This window comes from Streptomyces sp. NPDC107550 (assembly GCF_055639095.1).
Genome location: NZ_JBVKBC010000031.1, coordinates 1 through 25879, shown reverse-complemented (window position 1 = coordinate 25879; position 25879 = coordinate 1). Strand labels below are relative to the sequence as shown.

Annotated in this window: 23 protein-coding genes; 16 read left to right on the top strand and 7 right to left on the bottom strand. The window is 72.8% G+C overall.

Going from position 1 to position 25879, the window contains the following annotated elements; translation table 11 throughout:
- Positions 1–35: 35 nt before the first annotated feature.
- Complete coding sequence (locus ACZ7LY_RS28680) at positions 36–977, bottom strand: ABC transporter substrate-binding protein (RefSeq protein WP_471627636.1); 942 nt, start codon at positions 975–977, stop codon at positions 36–38.
- Positions 978–1782: 805 nt separating this feature from the next.
- Here ACZ7LY_RS28680 and ACZ7LY_RS28675 point away from each other — a divergent pair.
- The 10 genes from ACZ7LY_RS28675 to adhE all read left to right on the top strand — a co-directional run bounded on the left by ACZ7LY_RS28675 (position 1783) and on the right by adhE (position 14721).
- The gene (locus ACZ7LY_RS28675; protein ID WP_471627635.1) at positions 1783–2634 is read left to right on the top strand and encodes an amino acid ABC transporter permease; all 852 of its coding nucleotides are present in this window, start codon (positions 1783–1785) and stop codon (positions 2632–2634) included.
- Positions 2631–4496 (top strand): FAD/NAD(P)-binding protein, encoded by a 1866-nt coding sequence (locus tag ACZ7LY_RS28670; RefSeq protein ID WP_471627634.1) that lies wholly within the window; start codon positions 2631–2633, stop codon positions 4494–4496. Before ACZ7LY_RS28675 ends, ACZ7LY_RS28670 begins: the two co-directional genes overlap by 4 nt.
- A gap of 72 nt (positions 4497–4568) precedes the next feature.
- Positions 4569–5510 carry an amino acid ABC transporter permease gene (locus ACZ7LY_RS28665; RefSeq protein WP_471627633.1) on the top strand — a complete coding sequence of 314 codons (942 nt, stop codon included), beginning with the start codon at positions 4569–4571 and terminating at the stop codon, positions 5508–5510.
- Between the two features lie 5 nt (positions 5511–5515).
- Positions 5516–6268: an amino acid ABC transporter ATP-binding protein gene (locus ACZ7LY_RS28660; RefSeq protein ID WP_471627679.1), complete on the top strand. Its 753-nt coding sequence runs from the start codon at positions 5516–5518 to the stop codon at positions 6266–6268.
- A gap of 110 nt (positions 6269–6378) precedes the next feature.
- The gene (locus ACZ7LY_RS28655; protein ID WP_471627632.1) at positions 6379–7359 is read left to right on the top strand and encodes an ABC transporter substrate-binding protein; all 981 of its coding nucleotides are present in this window, start codon (positions 6379–6381) and stop codon (positions 7357–7359) included.
- A 73-nt stretch (positions 7360–7432) separates the two neighbouring features.
- The gene (locus ACZ7LY_RS28650; RefSeq protein WP_471627631.1) at positions 7433–8296 is read left to right on the top strand and encodes an LLM class flavin-dependent oxidoreductase; all 864 of its coding nucleotides are present in this window, start codon (positions 7433–7435) and stop codon (positions 8294–8296) included.
- Between the two features lie 38 nt (positions 8297–8334).
- Positions 8335–9123, top strand: coding sequence for a DUF1684 domain-containing protein (locus tag ACZ7LY_RS28645; protein WP_471627630.1), 789 nt, complete (start codon positions 8335–8337; stop codon positions 9121–9123).
- A 193-nt stretch (positions 9124–9316) separates the two neighbouring features.
- On the top strand, positions 9317–10216 hold the full coding sequence (locus tag ACZ7LY_RS28640; RefSeq protein ID WP_471627629.1) for a S1 family peptidase: 900 nt from the start codon (positions 9317–9319) through the stop codon (positions 10214–10216).
- A 546-nt stretch (positions 10217–10762) separates the two neighbouring features.
- Positions 10763–11845 (top strand): S1 family peptidase, encoded by a 1083-nt coding sequence (locus ACZ7LY_RS28635; protein ID WP_471627628.1) that lies wholly within the window; start codon positions 10763–10765, stop codon positions 11843–11845.
- 239 nt (positions 11846–12084) lie between these two features.
- Positions 12085–14721: a bifunctional acetaldehyde-CoA/alcohol dehydrogenase gene (gene adhE, locus ACZ7LY_RS28630; protein WP_471627627.1), complete on the top strand. Its 2637-nt coding sequence runs from the start codon at positions 12085–12087 to the stop codon at positions 14719–14721.
- A gap of 76 nt (positions 14722–14797) precedes the next feature.
- Here the strand turns inward: adhE and ACZ7LY_RS28625 are convergent, their stop codons facing one another.
- Positions 14798–15451 carry an acetate uptake transporter gene (locus ACZ7LY_RS28625; RefSeq protein WP_471627626.1) on the bottom strand — a complete coding sequence of 218 codons (654 nt, stop codon included), beginning with the start codon at positions 15449–15451 and terminating at the stop codon, positions 14798–14800.
- On the bottom strand, positions 15448–16512 hold the full coding sequence (locus ACZ7LY_RS28620; protein WP_471627625.1) for a DUF3533 domain-containing protein: 1065 nt from the start codon (positions 16510–16512) through the stop codon (positions 15448–15450). Before ACZ7LY_RS28620 ends, ACZ7LY_RS28625 begins: the two co-directional genes overlap by 4 nt.
- A 151-nt stretch (positions 16513–16663) precedes the next feature.
- Here ACZ7LY_RS28620 and ACZ7LY_RS28615 point away from each other — a divergent pair, with 151 nt between their 5' ends.
- Both ACZ7LY_RS28615 and ACZ7LY_RS28610 read left to right on the top strand, forming a co-directional pair.
- Positions 16664–20131, top strand: a complete 3468-nt coding sequence (locus ACZ7LY_RS28615) for a DNA polymerase III subunit alpha (RefSeq protein ID WP_471627624.1) — start codon at positions 16664–16666, stop codon at positions 20129–20131.
- Between the two features lie 6 nt (positions 20132–20137).
- On the top strand, positions 20138–21166 hold the full coding sequence (locus tag ACZ7LY_RS28610; protein WP_471627623.1) for a DNA polymerase Y family protein: 1029 nt from the start codon (positions 20138–20140) through the stop codon (positions 21164–21166).
- 71 nt (positions 21167–21237) lie between these two features.
- Here the strand turns inward: ACZ7LY_RS28610 and ACZ7LY_RS28605 are convergent, their stop codons facing one another.
- Positions 21238–21621 (bottom strand): cupin domain-containing protein, encoded by a 384-nt coding sequence (locus ACZ7LY_RS28605; RefSeq protein ID WP_471627622.1) that lies wholly within the window; start codon positions 21619–21621, stop codon positions 21238–21240.
- A 95-nt stretch (positions 21622–21716) separates the two neighbouring features.
- Here ACZ7LY_RS28605 and ACZ7LY_RS28600 point away from each other — a divergent pair, with 95 nt between their 5' ends.
- Positions 21717–22163, top strand: a complete 447-nt coding sequence (locus ACZ7LY_RS28600; RefSeq protein WP_471627678.1) for a MarR family winged helix-turn-helix transcriptional regulator — start codon at positions 21717–21719, stop codon at positions 22161–22163.
- A gap of 7 nt (positions 22164–22170) precedes the next feature.
- On the opposite strand, the gene ACZ7LY_RS28595 is transcribed toward ACZ7LY_RS28600, so the two are convergent.
- On the bottom strand, positions 22171–23214 hold the full coding sequence (locus tag ACZ7LY_RS28595; RefSeq protein ID WP_471627621.1) for a lytic polysaccharide monooxygenase auxiliary activity family 9 protein: 1044 nt from the start codon (positions 23212–23214) through the stop codon (positions 22171–22173).
- 243 nt (positions 23215–23457) lie between these two features.
- On the opposite strand from ACZ7LY_RS28595, the gene ACZ7LY_RS28590 reads away from it, so the two are divergent.
- Positions 23458–23928 (top strand): GNAT family N-acetyltransferase, encoded by a 471-nt coding sequence (locus ACZ7LY_RS28590; RefSeq protein WP_471627620.1) that lies wholly within the window; start codon positions 23458–23460, stop codon positions 23926–23928.
- A gap of 9 nt (positions 23929–23937) precedes the next feature.
- Here the strand turns inward: ACZ7LY_RS28590 and ACZ7LY_RS28585 are convergent, their stop codons facing one another.
- Positions 23938–24075 (bottom strand): hypothetical protein, encoded by a 138-nt coding sequence (locus ACZ7LY_RS28585; protein ID WP_471627619.1) that lies wholly within the window; start codon positions 24073–24075, stop codon positions 23938–23940.
- Positions 24076–24183: 108 nt separating this feature from the next.
- On the opposite strand from ACZ7LY_RS28585, the gene ACZ7LY_RS28580 reads away from it, so the two are divergent.
- Positions 24184–24738, top strand: a complete 555-nt coding sequence (locus ACZ7LY_RS28580; protein WP_471627618.1) for a class I SAM-dependent methyltransferase — start codon at positions 24184–24186, stop codon at positions 24736–24738.
- On the opposite strand, the gene ACZ7LY_RS28575 is transcribed toward ACZ7LY_RS28580, so the two are convergent.
- Entirely contained in the window at positions 24719–25216 is a 498-nt protein-coding gene (locus tag ACZ7LY_RS28575; protein WP_471627617.1) for a ribonuclease FAU-1 family protein, read from the bottom strand. The genes ACZ7LY_RS28580 and ACZ7LY_RS28575 overlap by 20 nt on opposite strands.
- A 70-nt stretch (positions 25217–25286) precedes the next feature.
- Here ACZ7LY_RS28575 and ACZ7LY_RS28570 point away from each other — a divergent pair, with 70 nt between their 5' ends.
- Entirely contained in the window at positions 25287–25652 is a 366-nt protein-coding gene (locus ACZ7LY_RS28570; RefSeq protein ID WP_471627616.1) for a GntR family transcriptional regulator, read from the top strand.
- Positions 25653–25879: the final 227 nt, after the last annotated feature.

Genomic DNA, 25879 nt, shown 5'->3' with positions numbered 1-25879 from the left:
CGCCGGGCGCGCCCGCGGCCCGGCGGCCCGGCGGGTCAGTTCCGCAGCTCCGGCGGGGAGATCCGGGAGCGGCCGACGGCCGAGGGGGTCGTGCCCCACTTCTTCAGGATCTTCGCGTACGTGCCGTCGGCGATCAGGTCGTCGACGGCCTTGCGGAACGCCGGGGCCAGCGGGGTGCCCTTCTTGAACGCGAAGCCGACGTCGAGCCGGTGGAACTCGTTGAGGAAGCGCAGCCCCCGCTGGTGGGCGACGCCGTAGCGCAGCCCGTTGATCGTGCTCATCAGCACGTCCGAGCGGCCCTGCTGCAACGACGACCAGGCCGCGCCCGACTCCGCGTACGTCCGCACGCTGTACGGCTTCTTGCCGGCCTTCGCGCACTGGCCCTTGTTCTCCTCCAGGGTCGCCTCGAAGGTCGTGCCCGCGCCCGTGGCGACGTTCAGGCCGCACAACTGCGTGAGGCTCGTGACCTTCTTCAGATCGCTGTCCTCGCGTACGGCGAAGCCCTGGCCGTCGTTGATGTACGTGACGAAGTCCAGCGTCTTGCGGCGCTCGTCGGTGACGCCGAAGTTGCCGGTGCCGACGTCGTACTTGCCGCTGTCGAGCGCGGGCAGGATCGCCTCGAAGCCGGCGACCTCGCGGCGCAGCTCGATGCCGAGGACCTTGGCGACCGCGTCGGCGAAGTCGATGTCCTGCCCGACGACCGTCTTGCCGTCGGGCAGATAGGCGGAGCCGGGCGGGGTGCCGCCGACGCTCGCCGCGAGGGTCAGCCGGCCCTTCGCGCGGACGTCTGCGGGGAGCAGCCGGGCCGCCGCCGGGTCCTTCTTGACCGACGCCACCACGTCCCGCGTCGGCAGCTTGTCGCTCGCGGCGGCTCCGGCGGGCGCCGCGTCGGTGCCGCCGCCCGAACCGCAGGCGGTCAGCCCGAGAGCGGCGACGGTGAGCAGCGCGAACGTGGAGGTGAGCGTGGAGGAGCGCATGGCGGCGAGGCCCTTCGGTGACGACGAGGGAACAGGGTGGCGCGGGCGGACACGGCGAGGGGAGGGGGCGGCGCGAGGTGAAGGCGGGGCGGAGAGATGGCGGGCGGAGATGCGGCGGACGGGACGGGCGGTGAGGGAGTCGGGCGCAGGGTGAAGGGAGGGTGAGAGAGGAGGCCGTCGCGGATGCACGGGCGTACGGACTTACGGGCGTAGGGAAGTGCGGGCGCGCCGGAGCGCTGGAGCGCGGGACGGGACGAGCCGCCGTACGACGAGGACGTGCCGAACGCCTGAGATACGTACGGGAGTTGACGCGTCATGCCGGGGAGCGCGGCACCCGCCGGTGAAGGCGGGCGTCGCCCCTGACGACGCGTACGTAGCGGACCAGAGGTCGACGGAATCGAGGCTCAGCGGCTCAGGGCTCAGCGGAGGTTCAGGGCTCAGCGATCAGAGACCGACGCGGCGGAGCGCACGAGAACGCGTCGAGAAATCGAGCACCAAAGAGACCGCAGGGCGCCGGCCGACACGGGCGTGCCGGGGCGGATCAGGGCGTCAACAAGACGCGGACCACACTCGACCGAAGTCGATGTGGGAGCGCGTGACCAGCCACTGCTGCGGATGCATGGGCACAAGTGGAACAGGCATCCGGTTTCCCGTCAACTCACTTGAGACGCACGGCTCATAGTGTGGACAGCCTTGACAGCGGCCCTGAACGGCCCCTTAATCTCGGGGCGGTACCGCTGCTGAGGGGCTCGGTACCAGGTGTGAAGGCAAGACCGTGCCGGCCTCCGGCACCCGGAGCCTTCCCATGTCCTCAGACACCCTGTCCAAGACCGCGCCGCCCGCAGCGCCCCCGGCCGACGCCGCCGCGCCCCGCGTCGTCCCGAGGCGCCGCACCGGCCAGTGGGCCGCCGCCGTCCTCGTGCTCGCCCTGCTCGGCCTCGCCGTCAACTCCGTCCTGCGCAACGACGCCTTCCAATGGGACGTCGTCGCCGCGTACTTCACCACCTCGGCCGTGCTGCGCGGACTCTGGCTCACCCTGTGGCTGACCGCGCTCGTCATGGCCCTCGGATTCGCCCTCGGCACCCTGCTCGCCGTCATGCGGCTGTCCGCCAACCCCGTGCTGCGCGCGGTCAGTTGGGGATACGTGTGGCTGTTCCGCTCGATGCCGATCCTCGTGCAGCTGCTGTTCTGGTTCAACATCGGCGCCCTGTACCCGCGCGTCCTCGGGGTGCGGACCGTCGACCTGTTCGGGCCGGTCACCGTCGCCGTCGTCGGACTGACCCTGCACGAAGCCGCGTACGCCGCCGAAGTGGTGCGCGGCGGCATCCTCTCCGTCGACCGGGGGCAGATCGAGGCCGCGCAGGCGCTCGGGCTCAGCCGCCTTTGCCGCTGGCGCCGGATCGTGCTGCCGCAGGCCATGCGCTCCATCGTGCCGCCCGCAGGGAACATGCTGATCGGCACCCTCAAGGGCACGTCCATCGTCAGCGTCATCGCCGTGCAGGACCTGCTGTACTCCGTGCAGCTCGTCTACCACCGCACCTACCAGGTCATCCCGCTGCTCCTCGTCGCCACCCTCTGGTACGTCGCCGTGACCTCGCTCTTGAGCGTCGGCCAGTTCTACGTCGAGCGGCACTACGCGCGCGGGACCGGCCGATGAGCGGGCCCCGGCAGTCCCTCGTCATCGTCGGAGCGGGCCCGCGCGGCACCGGCGTACTCGAAAGACTCGGCGCCAACGCACCCGCTTTCGACGGGACTTGGCCGCTCGACATCCATCTCGTCGACCCCTACCCGCCCGGCCCGGGGCGCGTCTGGCGGCAGAGCCAGTCGCCGCTGCTGTGGATGAACTCGCGGGCCGAGGACGTCACCATGTTCACCGACGACACCGTCGAACTCGCCGGACCCGTACGCCCCGGGCCCGCCCTGGACACCTGGGCCGGCCTCGCGCCCGACGCCTTCGCCGACCGCCGTCGCCAGGGCGCCTACCTGCGCTGGGTGTACGAGAAGGCCGTCGCCGCGCTCCCCGCCGGCGTCGTCGTCCACCATCACGCGCGCCGCGCCCTGCGGCTCACCGAGTCCGCCGAAGGCCGCCAGCACGTCTGGCTGGAAGGGCGGCGGCGACCGCTGCCCGCCGACGCCGTCGTCCTCACCCAGGGGCACCTCGACGCCGAACCCGACGCGGAACAGGCCCGGTTGAGCGCGTACGCCGCCCGGCACGGGCTCGCCCATCTGCCGCCCGCGTTCACCGCCGACACCGACCTCGACGTGCTCGCGCCCGGCCAGGACGTGCTCGTACGCGGGTTCGGGCTGGCGTTCGTCGACCTCATGGTGCTGCTCACCGAGGGGCGCGGCGGGCGCTTCGACGGGGACCGGTACCTGCCGTCAGGGCGCGAGCCCGTCCTGCACGTCGGCTCCCGGCGCGGCGTCCCCTACCACGCCAAACTCGGCTACGACGGGGGCCTCGACGGGCAGCCGGCGCCCCCGCTGCCGCGCTTCCTCGGGCCCGCCGAGATCGACCGGCTCCTCGCCCGCCCCGGCGGGTTCGACTTCCGCCGTGACGTATGGCCGCTCGTCGCCAAGGAACTCGGGTACGCGCACTACCACCGCCTCTTCGCCGCCCACCCCGAGCGGACCCGGGGCACCTGGGGCGCCTTCGAGCGGGCGTACGCCGCCGCCGACCCGCTCGGGCCCGCGCTCCAGGCGCTGGTCACCGCGCAGGTGCCGGACCCCGGCGACCGGCTCGACCTCGCCGCCCTCGACCACCCCCTCGACGGCGTCCGGTACGCCACGCCCGACGCCCTCCAAGGCGGACTGCGCGCCTACGTCGAAGCGGACCTGGCCCGCCGTCAGAACCCGGCGCACAGCCCCGACTTGGCGGTGTTCCGCGCCCTGCTGTCCGTCTACGGGCAACTCGTCCGGCTCGGCGACATCGGCCCCTGGTGGCACGGCTTCTTCAGCTACCTGGCGTCCGGGCCGCCCGCCCCGCGCCTGCGCCGGCTGCTCGCCCTGAACCGGGCCGGTGTCGTGCGCTTCGTCGGCGCCGGGATGCGGGTCACCACCGAGGGCGGGGTCTTCCGGGCCCGCTCCGCGACCGTCCCCGGCGCCGTCGTCGACGCCCGCGCCCTCGTCGAGGCCCGCCTGCCGCAGCCCACGCCCGCCCTGGTCCGCGACGACCTGCTGCGCGGCCTGTTCGCCGAGGGCGCCCGCGCCACCCCCGGCGGGCTGCTCGCCGTCGATCCCGCCGACGGGCGTGTGCTGCTGCGCGGCGGCGGCGCCCATCCGCGCCGGTTCGCGCTCGGGCCGCACACCGACGCGCGGGGCGCGGGAGCGTTCACCCGGCCCCGGACGAACAGCCCGGCGTTCCGGCAGAACGACGCGACCGCGCGGGCGGTCCTGACGCTGCTGCGCGCCGCCCGCCCCTCCTGTCCCACGGGTACTACGGCTCCGGCCGGTGCCACGGTTTCCTCCGGTCCTACGGCTCCCGGCGGCTCCCGCACCGTCACGGTCGGCGGCGACCTCTGACGCCGCTTCCGCCGCCCCGGGGCCCGTCCAACGCCCCGACCCACCCGCCCACGCCTCCCCCTAGGAACCCGCATGTCCCTGACCAGTGATCCTCCGCTCGGCACGCCCGCCGCCACCTCCGCCACCGCCACCTCCGCCACCTCCGACCCCGCCGCGCCGCCCGGCGCGCCCGGCGTCCCCGACGATCCGGCCGGGCTGCGCGTCGTCCCCGTACGCCACCCCTGGCGCTGGGTCGCCATCGCCGTGACCGCCGTCCTGCTGGCCCAGTTCATCCACGGGCTCGCCACCAACCCCGGCTGGGAGTGGGAGGTGTTCGCGCGGTTCTTCACCGCCGAGGTCATCCTCAAGGCCGTCTGGACGACCCTCCAACTCACCTTCTACGGAACAGCGCTGGGCTTCGCCCTCGGCATCGTCATCGCCTTCATGCGGCTGTCGCGCAGCCGGTTCCTGCGGACCGTCGCCTTCGGCTACATCTGGGCGTTCCGCTCGATCCCGCTCATGGTGCAACTGCTGTTCTGGTTCAACCTGGCCTACCTCTACAAGAAGGTGCAGTTCGGCATCCCCTTCGGGCCCGGCTTCTTCGCCTTCGACACGATGGGCCTCGTCGGCGCCATGAGCGCCGCCGTCCTCGGGCTCGCCCTGCACCAGGCCGCGTACGCCGCCGAGATCGTGCGCGGTGGCGTACTGGCCGTGGACAGCGGCCAGTTGGAGGCGGCGGCCGCCCTCGGCATCCCCCGGCTGCGGCAGATCCGGCGGATCGTGCTGCCGCAGGCGATGCGCTCGATCCTGCCGAACGCCGCCAACGAGGTCATCTCCCTCTTCAAGGGCACCTCGATCGTCTCCGTCATGGCGATCGGCGAACTCTTCTACCAGGTGCAGGTCGTCTACGGCCGCAACGGGCGCGTCGTGCCCCTGCTGATGGTCGCCACCGCCTGGTACATCCTCCTGACCAGCGCCCTCTCCGTACTCCAGCACTACGTGGAGCGGCACTTCGCGAAAGGTTCCGTGCGATGACCGCCATGGTCGACATCACCGCCGTCCACAAGAGCTTCGGCCCGCTGCACGTCCTGCGCGGCATCGACCTGCGGGTGCGCGCCGGCGAGGTCACCGTCGTCCTCGGCCCGTCCGGCTCCGGCAAGTCCACGCTGCTGCGCGCCATCAACCACCTGGAGAAGGTGGACAGCGGCTGGATCAGCGTCGACGGCGCGCTCGTCGGCTACCGCCGCGCCAAGGACAAGCTGTACGAGCTGCGCGAACGCGAGATCCTCAAGCAGCGCACGCGGATCGGGTTCGTCTTCCAGAACTTCAACCTCTTCCCGCATCTGACCGTGCTGGAGAACATCATCGAGGCGCCCGTCTCCGCGCTCGGCCGCCCGCGCGCCGACGCCGCCGAGGCCGCGCGCCGCCTCCTGGAGCGGGTCGGGCTCGCCGACAAGGCCGACGCCTACCCGAAGCAGCTCTCCGGCGGCCAGCAGCAGCGCGTCGCCATCGCCCGCGCGCTCGCCCTGGAGCCGAAGCTGCTCCTGTTCGACGAGCCGACGTCCGCGCTCGACCCGGAACTCGTCGGTGAAGTCCTCGACGTCATCAAGGACTTGGCCCGCCAGGGCACCACGATGATCGTCGTCACGCACGAGATCGGCTTCGCCCGCGAGGTCGCGGACACCGTCGTCTTCATGGACGAGGGCCGCATCGTCGAGCAGGGCGCCCCCGCCGACGTCCTGGACGCGCCCCGCGAGGAGCGCACCAAGGCGTTCCTCTCCAAGGTCCTGTGACCCGCCGGCTCCAAGACCCGGTGACCCGCCCGGGCCACGGCCCCCTCTCCCGTACGTCAGTCTGCCGCCCCTACCGAACCATCCACCCCTACCGAACCAGGAGTACGTCCATGCTCTCCCGCCGCACCCTCGCCGCGTCCGTCGCCGCCCTCGCCCTCGCACCCCTGCTCAGCGCCTGCGGAGGTGACAGCGACGCCGCCACCGGCACGGGCGGCGCCGCCGGCGCCAAGAAGGTCGGCCACATCAACATCGGGCCCGACCAGCACCGCATCCGCGCCAAGAAGGTCGCCGCCGTCGCCGCCCTCGTACCGGCCTCGGTCCGCGCGCGCGGCACGCTCAACCTCGGGCAGAGCGCCGACGCCTCCCCGCCGCTCGGCTTCACCGCCACCGACGACAAGACCCGTATCGGCGTCGAACTCGACCTCGCCACCCTCGTCGCCGACACCCTCGGGCTCAAGCTCAAGGAGAACGTGGTGAGTTGGGAGAACCTGTTCGTCGGCCTCGACAGCGGAAAGTTCGACGCCGTCTTCTCCAACGTCACCGTCACCGAGGAGCGCAAGGAGAAGTACGACTTCGCCACCTACCGCCTCGACAACATCGCCTTCGAGGCGAAGAAGGGCACGGACTGGCGGGTCAAGGGGCCGAAGGACGTGGCAGGCAAGACCATCGCCGTCTCCTCCGGCACCAACCAGGAGAAGATCCTCCTCGACTGGAGCGCGCAGGACGAGAAGGCCGGCCTGAAGCCGGTGGACGTCAAGTACTTCCAGAAGGACACCGACTACTACCTAGCCCTCCAGTCCGGCCGCATCGACGGCTACCTCGGCCCGAGCCCGTCCGTCGCCTACCACGTCGCCTCGGCGGGCCAGACGCGCATCATCGGCACGCTCTCCGGCGGCGGCGCCGAGGTCCAGGGGAAGATCGCCGCCACCACCAAGAAGGGCAGCGGCCTCGTCGACGCGTACGCCGCCGCCCTCGACCACCTCATCCAGGACGGCTCGTACGGCAAGGTCCTCAAGCGGTGGGGGCTCAGCAGCGAGGCCGTGCCCAAGTCGGAGATCAACCCCAAGGGGCTGCCCAAGCCCAAGTCCTGAACCGTGGGCGGCAGTTCGCCGCCCCTCCCGTACGTCCGGTCCGCCCCCGCGCACAGAGAGGTCCACCCCACCGATGACCAGCAGCCCCGGCCGGGGCCCGCTCCACCTCGCCGCGGCCGTCGATCTCCCGGGACGCGCGCCACGTGAGGACGGGCCGTATCTGGACCTCGTCCGGCTCGCCGAGGACGGCGCGCTCGACTTCGTCACCCTGCACGAGCGGGCGCCGGGCCCGGACAGCGTCGCCGTGCTGTCCCGGCTCGCGCCGCGCACCGCCCGGATCGGGCTCGTGCCCATGGGCGTCCCGCCGTCCGCGCGGGCCGCCGTCGCCGCCCTCGACCAGGTCAGCAGGGGCCGCGCCGGATGGGGGCCGGTGCTCGGCCCGTCCGGCGACGAGGAGAGCCGCGCTTTACGCGGGGCCCGCGGCGGGCCCGTCGCGGTCGTCGCCGCGGACCAGGCGGGCGGCGACGGACTCGCCGCCCGCCACGCCGACGTGGCCCTCGTCGCCGCCGCCGACGCCGACCGCCTCACCGCCGTACGCGAGGACCTGCGGCGCGGCGCCGCCGAACACGGCCGGGACCCCGACGCCCTCCGCGTCCTCGCCGCCCTGCGCATCGACCTGACCGGCGGCGAGCACAGCGCCCTGCCCGGCCACGGCGGCGGCCCGCTGCCCACCGGCGCGGGCCCGCTGTACCGGGGCGGGCCCGTGGACCTCGCCGACCTCGTCACCGACTGGCACCGCAGAGGCGCCGCCGACGGCTTCCACCTCACCCCGCTCGACCCGCGCCGCGACCTGGAACGTCTGGTCAACGCGACGGTCCCGTTACTCCAGCACCGCGGCCTGTTCCGCACGTTCTACCCGGGCGCCACCCTCGGGGAGCACCTGGGCCTCGCCCGGCCCGGGGCCCGCCGGTACGCCACCGCGGGCCCCCGCGTCTGACCCCCGCCCCACACCCCGTACCGGAAGGACCCCTGAGCATGAGTGACGACGCCTTCGCCGACTGGAAGCAGTGGCACGAGGAGCGCACCGCCGCCGTCGCCGCGCCCCACGGACCGCTCTCCCTCGTCGGGACGCACTGGCTCGCCGACCATCCGGAGGGCCGACTTCCGGCCATCCCCGGGCACTGGCGCGCCGAGGGCGACGCCGTCGTGGTGCGCGCCGCCGCGGCCGACGCGCTGCGCGCCGATGGCGCCCCCGTCGTCGGCGAACACCGGCTGCCCGCCGACGCCACCGTCACCCTCGGCGCCCGCCGCCTCACCGTCATCCTCCGCGAAGGACTGTGGGCCGTACGGGACTTCGACCCGGCCGCACCCGCCCGCACCGCCTTTCTGCACGCGGGCGGCATCGACGCCACGCCCTACGACCCGCGCTGGGCGGTCGCCGGGCACTACACCCCGTACGCCGAAGCACGCCCGGTCCGCGTCGAGAACGCCGACGGCGTCGAGCGCGGTCTCGCCCTCGCCGGAGAGCTGGCCTTCACGCTCGACGGCCGTACGCACACGCTGCGCGTGGCACGCCAGGGCGACGGGCCGCTGTGGGCCGTCTTCGCCGACGCCACCAGCGGGCGAAGCAGCTTCCGGTTCCGTTTCCTGCATCCGCCGGTGCCCGGCGCGGACGGCTCGACGACCGTCGACCTGAACCGCGCAGTGCTGCCGAGCTGCGCCTTCGCCGACCACTTCGCCTGCCCGTTCCCGCCGCCGGGCAACACGCTGGACGTGGCCGTCGAGGCGGGAGAACGGAACCTGAGGGGCCTGCCACGCGTCTGACAAAGATGGCCCCGAGTGGCGGAAGTCCGAAAGGCGCCCTTGTGCGGGGTAGTTGAGAGCCCGAATACTCCCGAGCAGCGCTTGTCAGGGCCACGGCGTGTTCGTAATCCGGACTCCCGGCGCCCGGCCCTGGCTGCGCCTCACGGGCCCCGACCCCACGCGGGCCCCCGACTTCCCTCGGGAGGAACGACCAGTGAGGAACAAGCGCACCACCCCCCGCGTCGCAAGACGGACCCGGCTGATCGCCGCGGGTTCCGGTTTCCTGGCGGCGGCCGCGTTCGCCGTCCCGTCCGCCCACGCGGCCGACGCGCCGCAGACGTTCAGCGCCACCGAGCTCGCCCGGACCAGTGACGCGGTGCGCGGCGCCGACGTCGCCGGCACCGCGTGGGCCGTCGACGCCAAGACCAAGCAGGTCGTCGTCACCGTCGACAGCACGGTCACCAAGGCGGAGATCAACAAGATAAAGAAGGAGGCCGGCGCCGATGCGGGCGCGCTGAAGATCGAGCGCACGCCCGGCACCTTCAAGAAGCTGATCTCCGGCGGCGACGCGATCTATGCGAGTAGCTGGCGCTGCTCGCTGGGCTTCAACGTCCAGGACAACAGCGGGAACTACTACTTCCTGACCGCCGGTCACTGCACCGACGGCGCGGGCACGTGGTGGTCCAACTCCGCGCACTCCACGACGCTGGGCACCACCGCGGGCTCCAGCTTCCCCGGCAACGACTACGGCATCGTGCGCTACACGAACAGCTCGGTCGCCAAGTCCGGCGCGGTCGGCAGCCAGGACATCACCAGTGCGGCCACGCCGTCCGTCGGTACGACGGTCACGCGGCGCGGGTCCACCACCGGGATCCACAGCGGGCGGGTCACCGCGCTCAACGCCACCGTGAACTACGGCAACGGTGACATCGTCTCCGGGCTCATCCAGACCACGGTCTGCGCCGAGCCGGGGGACTCCGGCGGGCCGCTGTACGGGGGGTCCACCGCGTACGGGCTCACCTCCGGTGGTAGCGGGAACTGCACGTCCGGCGGTACGACGTTCTTCCAGCCGGTGACCGAGGCGCTCTCCGCTTATGGGGTGCATGTGTACTGACCTTGTGGTCAGTGGGCCGTTCTTCTTGCGGCAGTGAGTGTGCCGGTCCCTGTTCGGGTCGGTGACGGAGCCCTTGTCCGGGGTGTTCTTCTTCCGGGCGGGGGCTCTTGTCTTGGGGATTGATTGGGCCTTTCAGGCCCCCCGGTGTGGGTTGTTTCTTCGGGTGCTGCGCCGTCGGGGCCGGGCGCGCAGTTCCCCGCGCCCCTGGGGGGTTGGGGTGGGCCCATGTTGTTTTGTGGGGGGGGTGTGGGAGTGCTGTGCGCGGTTCCTCGCGCCCCTGGGGGTGTCTGTGGGGAGGGAAATCGGACAGGACTAGTCCTTACCGGGTGCTGTGAGGGGTGTGCGGGGGGTGTTTGCAAAGGGGATGCGCAGGAGGTGGGAGTGGGGCCGGAGGGGGTCGCGGGGTGGGGGAGAAGGGGAGGGCGGGCGTCCTGAACTCGGCCTTGTGGGGCCGCAGGGGCGGTCGGGATAGTGGGCGCGTCAGCCTCACGGAACGGGCCCACCCCACATCGGGCCTGTTCCGAACCCCCCACAGGAGGACGTGAGTTGAAGCACCGACGCATACCCAAGCGGCGTGTCGCCCTGGCCGGGGCCACCGTCGCCGCCCTGGCCGCCGCGGGCATCACCTTCCAGACTGCGAACGCCAGCACCGAGACTCCGGCGCCCGCCCCGCGGACCCTGTCCGTCGCCAAGGCCGGAAACCTCGCATCGAGTCTCACCAAGGACCTCGGCGCCGACGCGGCCGGCACGTACTACGACGCCTCCGCCCGCCACCTCGTGGTCAACGTCCTGAGCGCGGACGCCGCCAAGGCGGTCGAGGCGGCCGGCGCGCGGGCCAGAGTCGTCCGCAACTCGCTCGCCGCGCTCACGAGCGCCCGTACGACGCTGAAGGACCACGCCACCATCCCGGGCACGTCCTGGGCCACGGACCCCGCCACCAACAAGGTCGTCGTCACCGTCGACCGCACGGTCCGCGGCGCCGCACTCGCCAAGCTGACCCGGGTGGTCGACGGGCTCGGCGCCAAGGCCGAACTCAAGCGCAGCAAGGGGGAGTTCAAGCCCCTGATCGCGGGCGGTGACGCCATCAGCGGGGGCGGCGGCCGATGCTCCCTCGGCTTCAACGCCGTCAAGGGCGGCCAGCCGTACTTCCTCACCGCCGGTCACTGCACCGAGGCCATCTCCACCTGGTCCGACTCCAGCGGCAAGCAGATCGGCGCCAACGAGCGGTCCAGCTTCCCGGACAACGACTTCGGGCTCGTGAAGTACACCGCCGACGTGGCCCACCCGAGCGAGGTGAACCTGTACGACGGGTCCACGCAGAAGATCACCAAGGCCGGTGAGGCGACCGTCGGCATGAAGGTCACCCGCTCCGGCTCCACCACCCACGTGCACGACGGCACGGTCAAGGGCCTGGACGCCACCGTGAACTACGGCAACGGCGACATCGTCAACGGGCTCATCCAGACCGACGTCTGCGCCGAGCCCGGCGACAGCGGCGGCTCCCTCTTCTCGGGGGACACGGCGATCGGCCTCACCTCCGGCGGCAGCGGCGACTGCACATCGGGCGGTGAGACGTTCTTCCAGCCGGTGACGGAAGCGCTCTCCGCGACCGGCGCGCAGATCGGCTGACACCCCGCACGGCACGGGGGAGGGGCACCTCACACAGGCGGGGTGCCCCTTTTCCGGGAATTTCTTGTGAAAACTTTCACAAGCGCACCAGGTCTTTAGGCCCTCAGTAAAACCGCAGGTGGGAGGGTGTGTTGCAGGCTCCGTAAAGGCTCCGCGGGGACTTTCGGCCTGCTTGCCGGGGTCCTTCTCCGCTGCCTTCGGCGGGCGCGGAGGTGTGGAATTGAGGCATCAGATAAAAGGTGCGGAAAAAGGAGCCTGCCGTGGAGACCGAGGGCATGGTCGACGAACTCGTGGAAGGCGCGCTCAAGGCGCTGGAGAGGTTCGAGACGTACGACCAGGAGCAGGTGGACCACATAGTCAAGAAGGCGTCGCTCGCGGCGCTGGCCCACCACGGGGACCTCGCCAAGGCCGCCGTCGAGGAGACCGGGCGCGGCCTGTTCGAGGACAAGGCCGTCAAGAACCTCTTCGCCTGCGAGCACGTCGTCAACTCGATGCGCGGGCTGAAGACCGCGGGTGTCATCTCCCGCGACGAGATCAACGGCATCACCGAGATCGCCGAGCCCGTCGGCGTGATCTGCGCGATGACCCCTGTCACCAACCCCACGTCGACGACCGTCTTCAAGGCGCTGATCGCGCTGAAGACCCGTAACCCGATCATCTTCGCGTTCCACCCGAGCGCTCAGAAGTGCTCCGCCGAGGCCGCGCGCATCGTGCGGGACGCGGCGGTCGCGGCCGGGGCGCCGGAGAACTGCGTGCAGTGGATCGAGCAGCCGTCCATGGAGGCCACCGGGCAGCTCATGCACCACGACGGCGTCTCCACCATCCTCGCCACCGGCGGCAACGCGATGGTCAAGGCCGCCTACTCGTGCGGCAAGCCGGCCCTCGGCGTCGGCGCGGGCAACGTCCCCGCGTACGTCGCCAAGGACGCCAAGCTCCAGCGCGCCGTCCACGACATCGTGCTCTCCAAGGCGTTCGACAACGGCATGATCTGCGCCTCCGAGCAGGCCGTCATCTTCGACCAGGAGGTGTACGAGGCGGGCGTCGCGGAGCTGAAGCGGCTCAAGGCCCATGTGCTGACCGCCGCCGAGAAGACCAAGGTCGAGGAGTTCGTCTTCGGCACCACCGCCTACGGCACGGACTGCGCGGGCGCCAAGCTGAACGCCGACGTCGTCGGCCGGCCCGCGGCCTGGATCGCCGAGCAGGCCGGGTTCGAGGTCCCCGCCGACACCTCCGTCCTGGTCGCCGAGTGCGCCGAGGTCGGCCCGTCCGAGCCGCTCACCCGCGAGAAGCTCTCCCCGGTCCTCGCCGCCCTGAAGGCGAGCGACACCGAGCACGGGCTGACGCTGGCCGCGCGGATGGTCGAGTTCAACGGGCTCGGGCACTCCGCCGCCATCCACACCGAATCCACGGAACTGGCCGAGGAGTTCGGCCGCCGGGTCAAGGCCGTGCGCGTCATCGTCAACTCGCCGTCCACCTTCGGCGGCATCGGCGACGTCTACAACGCCTTCCTCCCCTCCCTCACCCTCGGCTGCGGCAGCTACGGCCACAACTCGGTGTCCAACAACGTCTCGGCGGTCAACCTCGTCAACATCAAGCGGATCGGACGGCGCAACACCAACATGCAGTGGTACAAGATCCCGCCGAAGATCTACTTCGAGCGCAACGCCGTGAAGTACCTCGGCGAGATGGCCGACGTCTCCCGCGTCACGATCGTCACCGACCGGACGATGGGCGAGATCGGCTTCGTGCAGCGGGTCACCGACATCCTCAACTCCCGCCAGAGCCCGGTCACCGTGCAGGTCATCGACAACGTCGAGCCCAACCCGGAGCTGGCCACCGTGCAGGCGGGCGCCGCGGCCATGCGGGACTTCCGGCCGGACACCATCGTCGCGCTCGGCGGCGGCTCCCCGATGGACGCCGCGAAGATCATGTGGCTGATGTACGAGCACCCGGAGGTCGAGTTCGCGGACACGAAGGAGAAGTTCTTCGACATCCGCAAGCGGGCCTACACGTTCCCGCAGCTCGGCGAGAAGGCCAAGCTGGTCGCCATCCCGACCACGTCCGGCACCGGCTCGGAGGTCACGCCCTTCGCCGTCATCTCGGACCCGGCCGCCGCCCAGAAGTACCCGCTGGCCGACTACGCGCTGACCCCGAACGTGGCGATCATCGACCCGATGCTGCCGATGAACCTGCCGCCGACCGTCACCGCCGACTCCGGCTTCGACGCGCTGACCCACGCCACGGAGGCGTACGTCTCGGTCTACGCGAACGACTTCACCGACGGCCAGTGCCTCCAGGCCATCAAGCTCATCTTCGAGAACCTGGAAGCGTGCGTGAAGGAGGGCGCGAAGAACCCCGAGGCGCGCGAGAAGATGCACAACGCGTCCACGATCGCGGGCATGGCCTTCGCCAACGCCTTCCTCGGGCTCGTCCACGCGATGGCGCACACCCTGGGCAACACCTTCCACGTCGCTCACGGCCGCACCAACGCGCTGCTCCTGCCGCACGTCATCCGGCACAACGGCACGGTCGCGTACAAGGCGACCCCGTGGCCGAAGGCCGAGACGTACCGGGCGCCGGAGCGGCTCCAGGAGATCGCGCGGATGCTGGGCCTGCCCGCGTCGACCCCGCAGGAGGGTGTCGAGTCGTACGCCAAGGCCATCGAGGAACTGCGCGAGCGGTGCGGCATCCCGGCCTCCTTCCAGGCCGAGGGCGTCGAGGAGCAGGCGTTCCTGGACGCGCTGCCGCAGCAGGCGATGAACGCCTACGCCGACCAGTGCGCGCCCGCCAACCCGCGGATGCCGATGATCGACGACATGCAGCAGCTCATGCGGCAGGCGTACTACGGCAACGCCGAGGGCACCCCGGCCGCCTGACCGGCCACCGCAGCACGGCGACGCCCCGCCCCCTCTTCGCAGGGGGCGGGGCGTCGCCGTAGCGGCATGAGGGGGGTCAGGGCTCCGCGAGTTCCGGCGGGGTCAGGAAGCGGCCCATCGGGAGGACCGGGCGCCCCCACGTGGACGCCATCACCTGCCCGGCCAGCAGATACAGCGCGCCGGCCGTCGCGCCGAGGCCCGACCAGCCCGCGACCCGGTTCCAGCCGACCAGGCCCGTGAAGCCGTTGCAGGTCATCGCCACGAAGACGACGAGTACGCAACTGAAGGTGAGCAGCAGCACCAGATGGATGCGCCAGCTCGCCAGCCACAGCACGAACACGACGAAGACCCAGGGCAGCGTGAACAGGCCCATCGCGTCGCCGCGCAGCCCCGGATCGAGCGTGGGCAGCACCCACTGGAGCATCAGCGCCTTCGCCATCCAGAACAGGCCGAAGCCGCCGAAGACCGTCGCGTGCCAGGTGTCGCCGCGCTGCGCCTGGAAGAGGCCGGCGAGGAGCTGGGCGAGCCCGCCGATGAAGAAGCCGACCACGGGCACGTCGGCCGCCGCCAGCTTTTCCGGGAAGACGCCCGCGTCGATGCCGGTGGCGATCATGGTGACGACGATGAAGCCGGTCAGCCCGAGCGGCCCGAGCTGGGCCTGGGCCGTCGGCTCCATGCGCTTGACGGAGACGGCCTGGGCGGCCGGTCCCGTACGGCGGGGCAGGCTCACCCCGAGGCCGCCTCGGTGAGCCCGTCCCGGCCGTGCGCGGCGTGCGCGCCGTGCGACCCGCGCCGCCCGGTGCGCAGGGCCGCCACCAGCATCGTGCCCACGACGCCGACCACGGCCCACCCGGAGAGCACCAGGAGCGAGTGGGTCAGGTCGTTGCCGCGGAAGTAGGCGATCGAGCGGGCCGCCCAGGTGCCCGCGCCCGGCGGCAGCCAGGGCCCGATGGCGTGCCAGAACGGCGGCAGCAGCGGCAGCGGGAACGCGCCGCCCGCGCTCGGGTTGCCCGCGATCACGATGAGCAGGACGGCCAGACCGATGCCGACGACCCCGGTCAGCTCCTCCAGGGCCAGGGTGATCGCGCCGACCGCGAAGGTGACGAGGGCGCCGAGCCCGGCCAGCCCCCAGAAGGAGCCGGGCAGCGCCCCGAGGATCGAGTCGCCGATGATCAGCGAGCCGCCGATGCCGCCCGCGATCGACACCAGGGCCATCGCGCCGAGCCGGATGCCCGCGCGTGCGGGGCTCGCCATCATCGACCCGGCGCTGATCGACATGATCGAGGCGCACAGATAGCCGCCGACGCACCAGCCGACGACGAGATAGAACGACGACAGGCCGTCGAAGTCCTTCGGGGACGCGGGCGCCACGTCGATGGTGCGGACCGTGCGCTGCTGGGCGCCGTCGAGCTTGGTGGTGAGGGTCTGCAGGGCGTTGGACAGGACGGTGCCGCCGCCGGAGGCGACGAGCAGAGTGTCCGTCGTGCCGCGCGGGTCGAGGACGAGGGCTCCGTCGATCTTCCGGTTCAGGATCTGGTCGCGGGCCGTGCGGGCGTCGGCGACCACCCGTGGGTCCAGCGGCGATCCGGGCAGCTTCTCCAGCCGCTGTTTGGTCTGCTGCGCGGCGGCCGGCACCGGGGCGACGACACCGAACGGCACGTCCTTCGGCTTCGGATTGTGCAGCGCCCCCACGTACGACGCGATGAACAGGAGCTGGAGGGCGAGGACGCCGATGACCAGCAGCGCGGCGCGTGGGGTGACGGCGTTCTTGAACTCGGCGGCGAACTTCATGCCCCCACGCTCGGGGCTGGCCCGGGTTCATGCAGGCGGGGTGGGCCGGACGGGTGACGTTCGAGCCGTGTCGTACGCACGTTCGAAAACTGGTCTATGGTGGTGGTGGGGGAGGTGAGACCCGATTGGTTCGAGTGTGCGGGAGGTGCGTGTGCCGGGATTCACGCATCTGCACACCGTGTCCGGGTTCTCCGTGCGGTACGGCGCGAGCCACCCGGAGCGGCTGGCCGAGCGCGCCGCCGAGCGGGGCATGGACGCCCTCGCCCTCACCGACCGGGACACCGTCGCCGGGACCGTCCGGTTCGCCAAGGCGTGCGCCAAGCACGGCGTGCGGCCGCTGTTCGGCACCGACCTCGCGGTCGGCTCCCCGCCGCGCGGCGAGCGCCGGCGCGCGCCCGTGCGCGGCGGCGCCTTCATCGACGAGTCGACACCCCGGGTCACCTTCCTCGCCCGCGACGGCGCCCGCGGCTGGGCCGACCTGTGCCGCATGATCACCGCCGCCCACGCCGACGACGCCCGGGACGTCCGGCTGCCCTGGTCCGCCAACCACGGCGACGGACTCACCGTCCTGCTCGGCCCCGCCTCCGACGTCGGCCGCGCGCTCGCCGCCGGCCGCCCCGACAAGGCCGCCCGCCTCCTCGTCCCCTGGCGCGAGGTGTACGGCGACGCCCTGCGCCTCGAAGCCGTCCACCACGGCAGGAAGGGCACCGGGCCCGGCTCGCTGCGCCTGGCCGCCCGCACCGTCGGCTTCGCCGCCGAACAGGGCGTGCGCCCGGTGCTGAGCAACGACGTCCGCTACGCCGACCCCGGCGCGGGCCCGGTCGCCGACGTCCTCGACGCGGCCCGCAGGCTCGTGCCCGTCGACCCCACCAAGGAACTCGACAGCGGCGAGCGGTGGCTCAAGGGGCCCGACGCCATGCTGCGCGAGGCCGAGCGGATCGTGGAGGCCGCGGGCTTCCGCCGCGACACCGCCGTACGGCTGCTCGAACAGACCGCCGCCACCGCCGCCGCGTGCCTGGTCGACCCCGAGGACGACCTAGGCATCGGCTCCGTGCGCTTCCCCGAGCCCCGGCTCGTCGGCGCCGGGCGCCGCACCGCGCAGCGCGTCCTCGCCTCCCGCGCGACGGCGGGCCTGGTCCGGCTCGGACACGGCGGCGAGCGCGCCTACTGGGAACGCCTCCACCGCGAGCTGGACATCATCGCCCACCACGACTTCGCCTCCTACTTCCTGACGGTCGCCCAAGTCGTGGACGACGTACGGGACATGGGCATCCGGGTCGCCGCGCGCGGCTCCGGCGCCGGCTCCCTCGTCAACCACGCGCTCGGCATAGCGAACGCCGACCCCGTCGAGCACGGCCTGCTCATGGAGCGCTTCCTGTCCAAGCGCCGCTCCGTGCTGCCCGACATCGACATCGACGTGGAGTCCGCGCGCCGCCTGGAGGTCTACCGCGCGATCCTCGACCGGTTCGGCGCCGAGCGCGTCGCCACCGTCGCCATGCCCGAGACCTACCGGGTCCGGCACGCGATACGGGACGTCGGCGCGGCCCTGTCCATGGACCCCGCCGACATCGACCGCATCGCCAAGGCGTTCCCGCACATCCGCGCCCGCGACGCCCGCTCCGCGATGGCGGAACTGCCCGAACTGCGCGAGATCGCGGGCGAGTTCGGCGGCCGTGAGCGGCTGTGGGAGCTGGTCGAGGCGCTCGACGCGCTGCCCCGGGGCGTCGCCATGCACCCCTGCGGCGTCCTGCTCTCCGACGACTCCCTGCTCGCCCGCACGCCCGTCGTGCCCACCAGCGGCGAGGGCTTCCCCATGTCCCAGTTCGACAAGGAGGACGTGGAGGACCTCGGCCTGCTCAAGCTGGACGTGCTCGGCGTGCGCATGCAGTCGGCGATGGCCCACGCCGTCGGCGAGATCGAGCGCGCCACCGGCGAGCACGTCGACCTCGACGACCCGGCCCGGGTGCCGCCGGGCGACCCGAAAACGTACCAGCTCATCAAGTCCGCCGAGACGCTCGGCTGCTTCCAGATCGAGTCGCCGGGCCAGCGCGACCTCGTCGGGCGGCTCCAGCCGGCCACCTTCCACGACCTCGTGGTCGACATCTCGCTGTTCCGCCCCGGCCCGGTCGCCGCCGACATGGTCCGCCCCTTCATCGAGGCCCGCCACGGCCGCGCCCCCGTCCGCTACCCGCACCCCGACCTGGCGGACGCGCTCAAGGAGACGTACGGCGTCGTCGTCTTCCACGAGCAGATCATCAAGATCGTCGACATCATGACGGGCTGCGGCCGCGACGAGGCCGACCGGGTGCGCCGGGGCCTGTCCGACCCCGAGTCGCAGGGGCGCATCCGGTTCTGGTTCGCCCAGCACGCCGCCGCCCGGGGGTACGACGCCGAGACCATCGCCCGTACCTGGGAGATCGTCGAGGCGTTCGGCAGCTACGGCTTCTGCAAGGCGCACGCGGTCGCCTTCGCGGTGCCCACCTACCAGTCGGCCTGGCTCAAGGCCCACCACCCGGCCGCCTTCTACGCGGGGCTGCTCACCCACGACCCCGGCATGTACCCCAAGCGGCTGTTGCTCGCCGACGCGCGCAGGCGGGGGGTGCCGGTGCTGCCGCTGGATGTGAACCGGTCCGCCGTGACCCACCGGATCGAACTGGTGTCCGGTTTCAAGGGGGCGCCCGGCGATGTCTGGGGCATCCGGCTCGCCCTCGCCGACGTCCACGGCATCAGCGAAGCCGAGGCCACCCGCATCGAGGCCGGCCAGCCCTACACCTCCCTGCTCGACTTCTGGGAGCGGGCCCGCCCCAGCAGGCCGCTCGCCGGACGCCTCGCCCAGGTCGGCGCGCTCGACGCGTTCGGCGCCAACCGGCGTGATCTGCAACTGCATCTGACGGAACTTCAGCGCTCCGGCCGGGGCGCGCGCGGGGAGCAACTGCCGCTCGCGGGCGGGCGCGGCACCGCATCCGCCGGACTGCCCGACCTCGGCGACGCCGAACGGCTCAGCGCCGAGCTGGGCGTCCTCGGCATGGACGCCTCCCGCCATCTCATGGGCGACCACGAGCAGTTCCTGCGGGAGCTGGGCGTGGTCTCGGCGCGCAGGCTGCGGGACGCCGAGCACGGGAGCACGGTCCTCGTGGCCGGCGCCAAGGCCGCCACGCAGACCCCGCCCATCCGGTCCGGCAAGCGGGTCGTCTTCACGACCCTCGACGACGGCACCGGCCTCGTGGACCTCGCCTTCTTCGACGACGCGCACGCGGCCTGCGCGCACACCGTCTTCCACTCCTGGCTGCTGCTCGTACGCGGCGAGGTGCAGCGGCGCGGCCCGCGCAGCCTGAGCGTCGTCGGCCACGCCGCCTGGAACCTCGCCGACCTGGTCGAGGTCTACCGGCGCGACGGCCTGGACGAGGTGGCCCGCCGCATGGCGACGCCCCCGGACCCGGAGCCCGCGTCCGAGGCGGCGCCGTCCGCGCCCGAGGCGGGGAGTCCCGGCGGCGGCCGGCGCATCACGCTACCCACCGGGTACGCGATGCATCCGTGGGCCGACCTCAAGCCGCCCGGCGCCGGAGTGCCGGGCGTACGAAGGAAGTTGTGGCACCAGAGTCCGGGAAGCGCGGGGTGAGGAAGGATGAGCACGGTCGATAACGGACCTGTGAGGCACGGGGACCCGGCGGGCGTCGGGGGCGGCGGTGAGGGCGCGGTCCTGTACGTACGGTTCGCCCTCGACGCCGCGCGGGAGGCCGAGCTGCCCCGGCTGCTCGCGCTGCTCGGCGAGTTCAGCCCGGTCGTCCAGGCGCTGCCGCCGGACGCCGCGCTGGTCGATCTGCGCGGCGCCGTACGGTACTTCGGGCAGGGCTCGCGGCGGATCGCCTCGGTGATCCGGGTGCGCGCGGTCGCCCTGTACGGCGTGGAGTGCGTGATCGGCGCGGGACCGGGCCCGATGATCGCGCGGATGGCGGCCAGGGAGGCGCCGCCCGGCACGACGGGCGTGGTCACGGACGTCGCCGGGTTCCTGGAGGGGCAGCCGGTGGCCGCGCTGCCCGGGGTCGGCGCGGCCACCGCCCGCACCCTGTGCGAGTACGGGCTCGACACCGTCGGCCGGGTCGCCGCCGCGCCGCTGTCCACGCTCCAGCGGCTCACCACCGCCCGCACCGGCCGCGAACTCCTCGACAAGGCGCGGGGCGTGGACCGTGAACGGGTCGTGCCGAACGCCGCCGCGCACTCCGTCGCCGCCGAACGCGCCTTCCCCCGCGACGAGGTGGACCCGGCCCGGCACCGCAGGGCGCTGCTCGCCGTCGCCGACGAACTGGGGGCCAGGATGCGGGGCGACGCCCTGGTGTGCCGGGCGCTGACCCTCACCGTGCGCTACGCGGACCGGACCTCGACCGTACGGCGCAAGGTCCTCGCCGAGCCGTCCGCGCACGGCGCCGCGCTGGCCGCGACCGCGTACCGGATGTACGAGGCGCTCGGCCTCCAGCGGGCCCGGGTGCGCGGGGTGTCCCTGCGGGCGGAAGGGCTCGGGGAGGCGGAGGCGGCGGCCCGGCAGCTGAGCTTCGACCCGGTGGACGAGCGGGGCCGGCTCCTGGAGGCGGTGACCGACCGGGCCCGGGCCAGGTTCGGCGCGGGCGTGATCGGCCCGGCGTCCCTGGCGGCCTGACGGGCGCGCGGTCCGGGCCCCGGGGGAGTGTCGGCGGGGGCCCGGACCCGGGGGAGCGCTGGGCGGCGGGATCAGGCGGTGGCGTTGGCCCAGGGCGGGGTGATGCGGGTGCCGTCGGCCAGTTCCGCCTGGAGGCCGACGCGGGTGGTGACCCAGGTGAGCGCGGGCTGCCCGGCGGGGTTCTCGACGGCGAGCGTGCTGCCCGCGTTCACGATCGCGGTGTCGCCCGCCTCCAGCGTGTGGACCGTGCCGTCGAGGGTCAGCCGCAGCGTGCCGGAGAGCAGGTGCAGGATCTCCTCGTGGGTCACGGTGTGCGCGGGCGCGACCGTGCCGGCGGGAATCTCGCCCCGCCAGGCGGCCAGGTCCTCGCTGCCGGTGGCGGGAGTGGCGTACGAGACGAAACGGGCGCCGTGCATCTCGTGGACGACGGCTTCGCGGGCGCGGATCACGGGCATGGGGTCCCCCTGGGACGCGTGACTGGACAAGCTCCTTGTCTATATAGTCAACCTGCTTGACTACTTACGTCAAGGGAGGGTGTTCAATGGCCCGCGTGGAGAACTCCGACGCCCTGGCCCTCGCCGCCGCCCTGCTCAGCGCCGCCGGCGACCTCACCCGGCGCGTCCACGAAGGCGTCCTCGCCCGGGGCTTCGACGGGCTGCGGCCCGCGCACGGCTTCGCCTTCGTGCGGCTCGCGGCCGGTGACGCCACCGCCGGCGACCTCGCCGCCCATCTCGGCGTCACCAAACAGGCCGCCGGTCAGCTCGTCGACGAACTCGTGCGCAAGGGCTACGCGGAGCGCCGCGCCCACCCGCGCGACGCCCGCGCCCGTCTCGTCGTCCTCACCGACCGCGGCCGGGCCTGCACCCGCGCCGCCGAGGAGGCCATCGCCGACGCCGTACGCCCCTGGGCGGACCGCCTCGGCGAGACGGGGGCCCGGGAGCTGGCACGGCAGTTGCTGACCGTCGCCCCCGAAGGGCCCCTGCGCCCCGCCTGGTGACGCTCCGTCAGTGACCGCGCCGGCCGCCCGCCGCGGCCCGCCGCCGCACCGAGGCGAACATGCCCGCGGCGCCGAGCGCGAGCGCCGCCGCGCCGCCGACCGCGATGTACGGGGTCGTGGAGTCGCCGCCGGTCTCCGCGAGCTTCTGCGTGTCCCCGTTCGCCTCGGGCGCGTTGGCGGCGGAGGCGTCCTTCACCGTCGAGGTGTGCGCGCCGTGCCCGCCCTCGCCGGCCGCCTCGGAGCCCGTACCGGAGCCGGAGGTGCCCGTACCGCCCGTGCCGGACGCGTCACCGCCCATGTCCATGTCGCTGTGGTCGACCGTCGACTTGTCCGCGCCCTTGGCGATCTGCGCGTCGGTCGGCGCCGACGCCTTCGGCGCCGGGGCCCCGCCGCCGGACGCGGTCGAGGCGCCCCCGTACGTCACGTCCGAGCAGGAGTAGAACGCCTCCGCGCTGTCCGAGCGCTGCCAGATGCCGTAGATGAGCTGCCGGCCCGTACGCGCGGGCAGCGTGCCGGAGAACGTGTAGTAGCCGCCCGACGCGACCGGGTCCGTCTTCGTGGCGACGGGGTGCGCGAGGTCCAGGTCCGACCAGGACAGCGGCTTCGACGCGTCGTAGCCCTGCTTCGTCAGGTACAGCTTGAACGTGCCCTTGTGCGGGGCCGTCACCTTGTACTTGAAGGTGTACGAGCCCGCCGACACCTTCGTCGCGGGCCAGTCGGCGCGCGCCAGGTCGAGGCCCTTGAACTCAGGGGCGTTCGCGGAGCACAGCTTGCCGTCCGGGATGCGCTTCTGGTGCTGCCCGTTCGCCTCGCCGTCGCGGATGCCGTTCCAGTCGTACAGCGCCTGCGTACCGCCCGCCGCGACGGCCGCCTTGCACGCCGCCGACGTCGGGTTCTCCGCCCCCTCGGCGTAGCAGGCGGCGACCCGGCTGACGGGGTCGCCGAGGGTGCCGTGGGCGGCGGCGGGCGTCGCGGTCAGCGCGGTCAGCGCGAGCGGCGCGGCGCCTGCGACGGCGAGGACGGCGACCTTGCGGCTGCGGCTTGCGGGCATGGGGGAACTCCTCGATGCGACGACAGGGGGCGGGGGCGACTGCGGCGCGCTGCGCTGAACGGGCCCCGGTGACAGGCAAGTTAGCCGCCGAACCAGCACCGGACGGCCCCTGTCGGCCCCTCCCGGCGATCTTTATGGCGCCGTTAAGGCCCGGCTCAGACTCCGCTCAGAGTGCCCCCGCCGCACATCCGCCGACGCCGAAACGAAGTGGCGCGGGACGGGCGAACTGCCGTAAAAAGCGGCATGACCAGCCAAGGAACCACACCGACGATCAGAGCCGCCGTGGCCGCGGACGCGGCCGCCGTCGCCGCCGTCACCGACGCCGCCTACCGCCCCTACCTCGCCCGGATCGGCGTCGTCCCCCAGCCCATGGAGGCCGACCACGCCGCCGACATCGCCGCGGGCCGGGTCCATGTCGCCTGCGATCCGCGCGTCATCGGCCTCGTCGTCGTCGAGGCGCGCGCGGACCATCTCTTCCTCGACAGCGTCGCCGTCCACCCGGACGCCCACGGCCGTGGCGTGGGACGCGCGCTGCTCGCCTTCGTCGACGGGCACGCCCGCGCGCTCGGCCTGCCCGAAGTACGGCTCTACACCAACGCGTTGATGTGGGAGAACCAGAAGATCTATCCGCGGTACGGGTACGAGATCGTGGAGCGCCGCGTCGACGGGCCCTACGACCGCATCCACTACCGCAAGCGTCTGGACGCCGTCTGACCGGCCCGCCTACTCGTCCGGCCACCACGTCTTGCGCACGTCCCTGCGCACCTCGGGGCGCTCGCGCCGGGGCTCGGCGGCCTCTTCGCGCAGCCGGCGCGTGATGCTGCTCGCACGCGGCGGCTTGTGCGTGGTCACTCGGCGCATGATGCCTCCTGTACCGACAGGGGTTCCAAGGTGGTGCCGTGGTAGTCCTGTTCCCGGAGGGGTCCGCCTCGAAGCGCAATTGTCAGTGGCGGTTGTCACGATGTTCATATGACTCCCTCACCCGAGACGGTCGACTGGGACGCCGAGGCGTCCGTCTTCGACGACGAGCCCGACCACGGCCTGCGCGACGAGCGGGTGCGCGCCGCCTGGGCGGCCCGCCTCGACGCCTGGCTGCCCGCCGAGCCCGGCGCCGTCCTCGACGTGGGCTGCGGCACCGGCAGCCTCGCCCTCCTCGCCGCCGCGCGCGGCCACCGCGTCACCGGCGTGGACTCCGCGCCGCCCGTCCCCGCCGCCTCCCACGACGTCGTGCTCGCCCGGCACGTGCTGTGGGCGCTGCCCGACGCGCGGGCCGCTCTGGCGTGTTGGGCCGGGCTGCTGCGGCCCGGCGGGCGGCTCGTCCTCGTCGAGGGCGTCTGGGGCGAGCTCAGCCCCGTCGGCATCCCCGCGGCCCGGCTCCACGCGCTCGCCGAGGAGATCGCCGGGCCGCTCGGCGGGACCGTACGCCATGAGGACCTGGCCGGTGATCCGGCGCTGTGGGGGAGGGAGGTGCGGGACGAGCGGTACGCGGTCGTGGCGACCGGGCTCAGCCGAGCAGCGCCGTGAGCGTGCCCGCGCGGGCCAGCTCCTCCAGCTCGTCCAGCGCACGGGCCGCCGCGCGTGCGGCGGCCGGGTCCCGCGCGTCCAGGCCGCTCGCCGTGAACTCGTCCTCGTCCAGCCGCAGCACCCGCGTCCCGTCCGCCGACACCCACAGGTCGAGGTCCAGGTCCTCGCAGCGCAGCTCGTCGCCGTCGCGTACGGCGGGCCGTGTCACATCGCAGTACCAGCCCTTCAGCGTGCCGTCGCCCGCCCTGACCTCCTTCACCGCGTAGTACCGGTCGCGCCAGTAGTGCTCGGTGAAGACGTCACCGGGCTCGAACGCGACGAAGCCGAAGTCCCGTACGCGCTCGGCCGCCCAGTTCGCCCGTACGGTGATCCGCGTGCCGTCGTCGGACAGCAGCCGGGCCGGGTAACCGATCTTCGTGCGGCCCGCCTTGACGAGCAGCACCCGCATCATGTGTGCCGTGTTCCTGGTCATGCTCATGCGGACGGACGGTACGCGCCGGACGCGCCCGGGTGCCTCCGGTTTTCCGCCGCTGCGGGACAATCGGACGGTGACCTTGAAGATCCGCATTGACGACTCGGCGGCCCCCTATGAGCAGGTGCGGGCCCAGATCTCCGAACTCGCCCGGACGGGGGTGCTGCCCGTCGGCTACAAACTGCCCACCGTGCGGGGGCTCGCGCAGGAGCTGGGGCTCGCGGCGAACACCGTGGCGAAGGCGTACCGGGCGCTTGAGGCGGACGGGGTGATCGAGACGCGAGGGCGGAACGGGACGTATGTGGGGGCTGCGGGGGATGCGGCGGCGGTTGCTGCGGCTGAGGCGGGGCGGGTGTTCGCCGAGCATGTTCATCGGCTCGGGCTCACGCGGGGCCAGGCCCTGGAGGTGGCGCGGGTTTCTCTGAACGCCCTTTACGACTGAGGGCGGTTGCGGGCCCCCGGGGAGTTCTCCGGGCGAGGCCCGCTGCCCTGAACGCTTGCGCAGTTCCCCGCGTCCCTGACGGGGCGCTGCCCCCTGAGGTTGTCGTTCACCTTTCGCCGGGTGGTGGGCTGGTCGCGCAGTTCCCCGCGCCCCTGAAGCATGCACTTCGTGCAGCTTCCCCAGGGGGGAGGTGGCGACGCAGTCGCCCCTCCAGGGGCGCGGGGAAC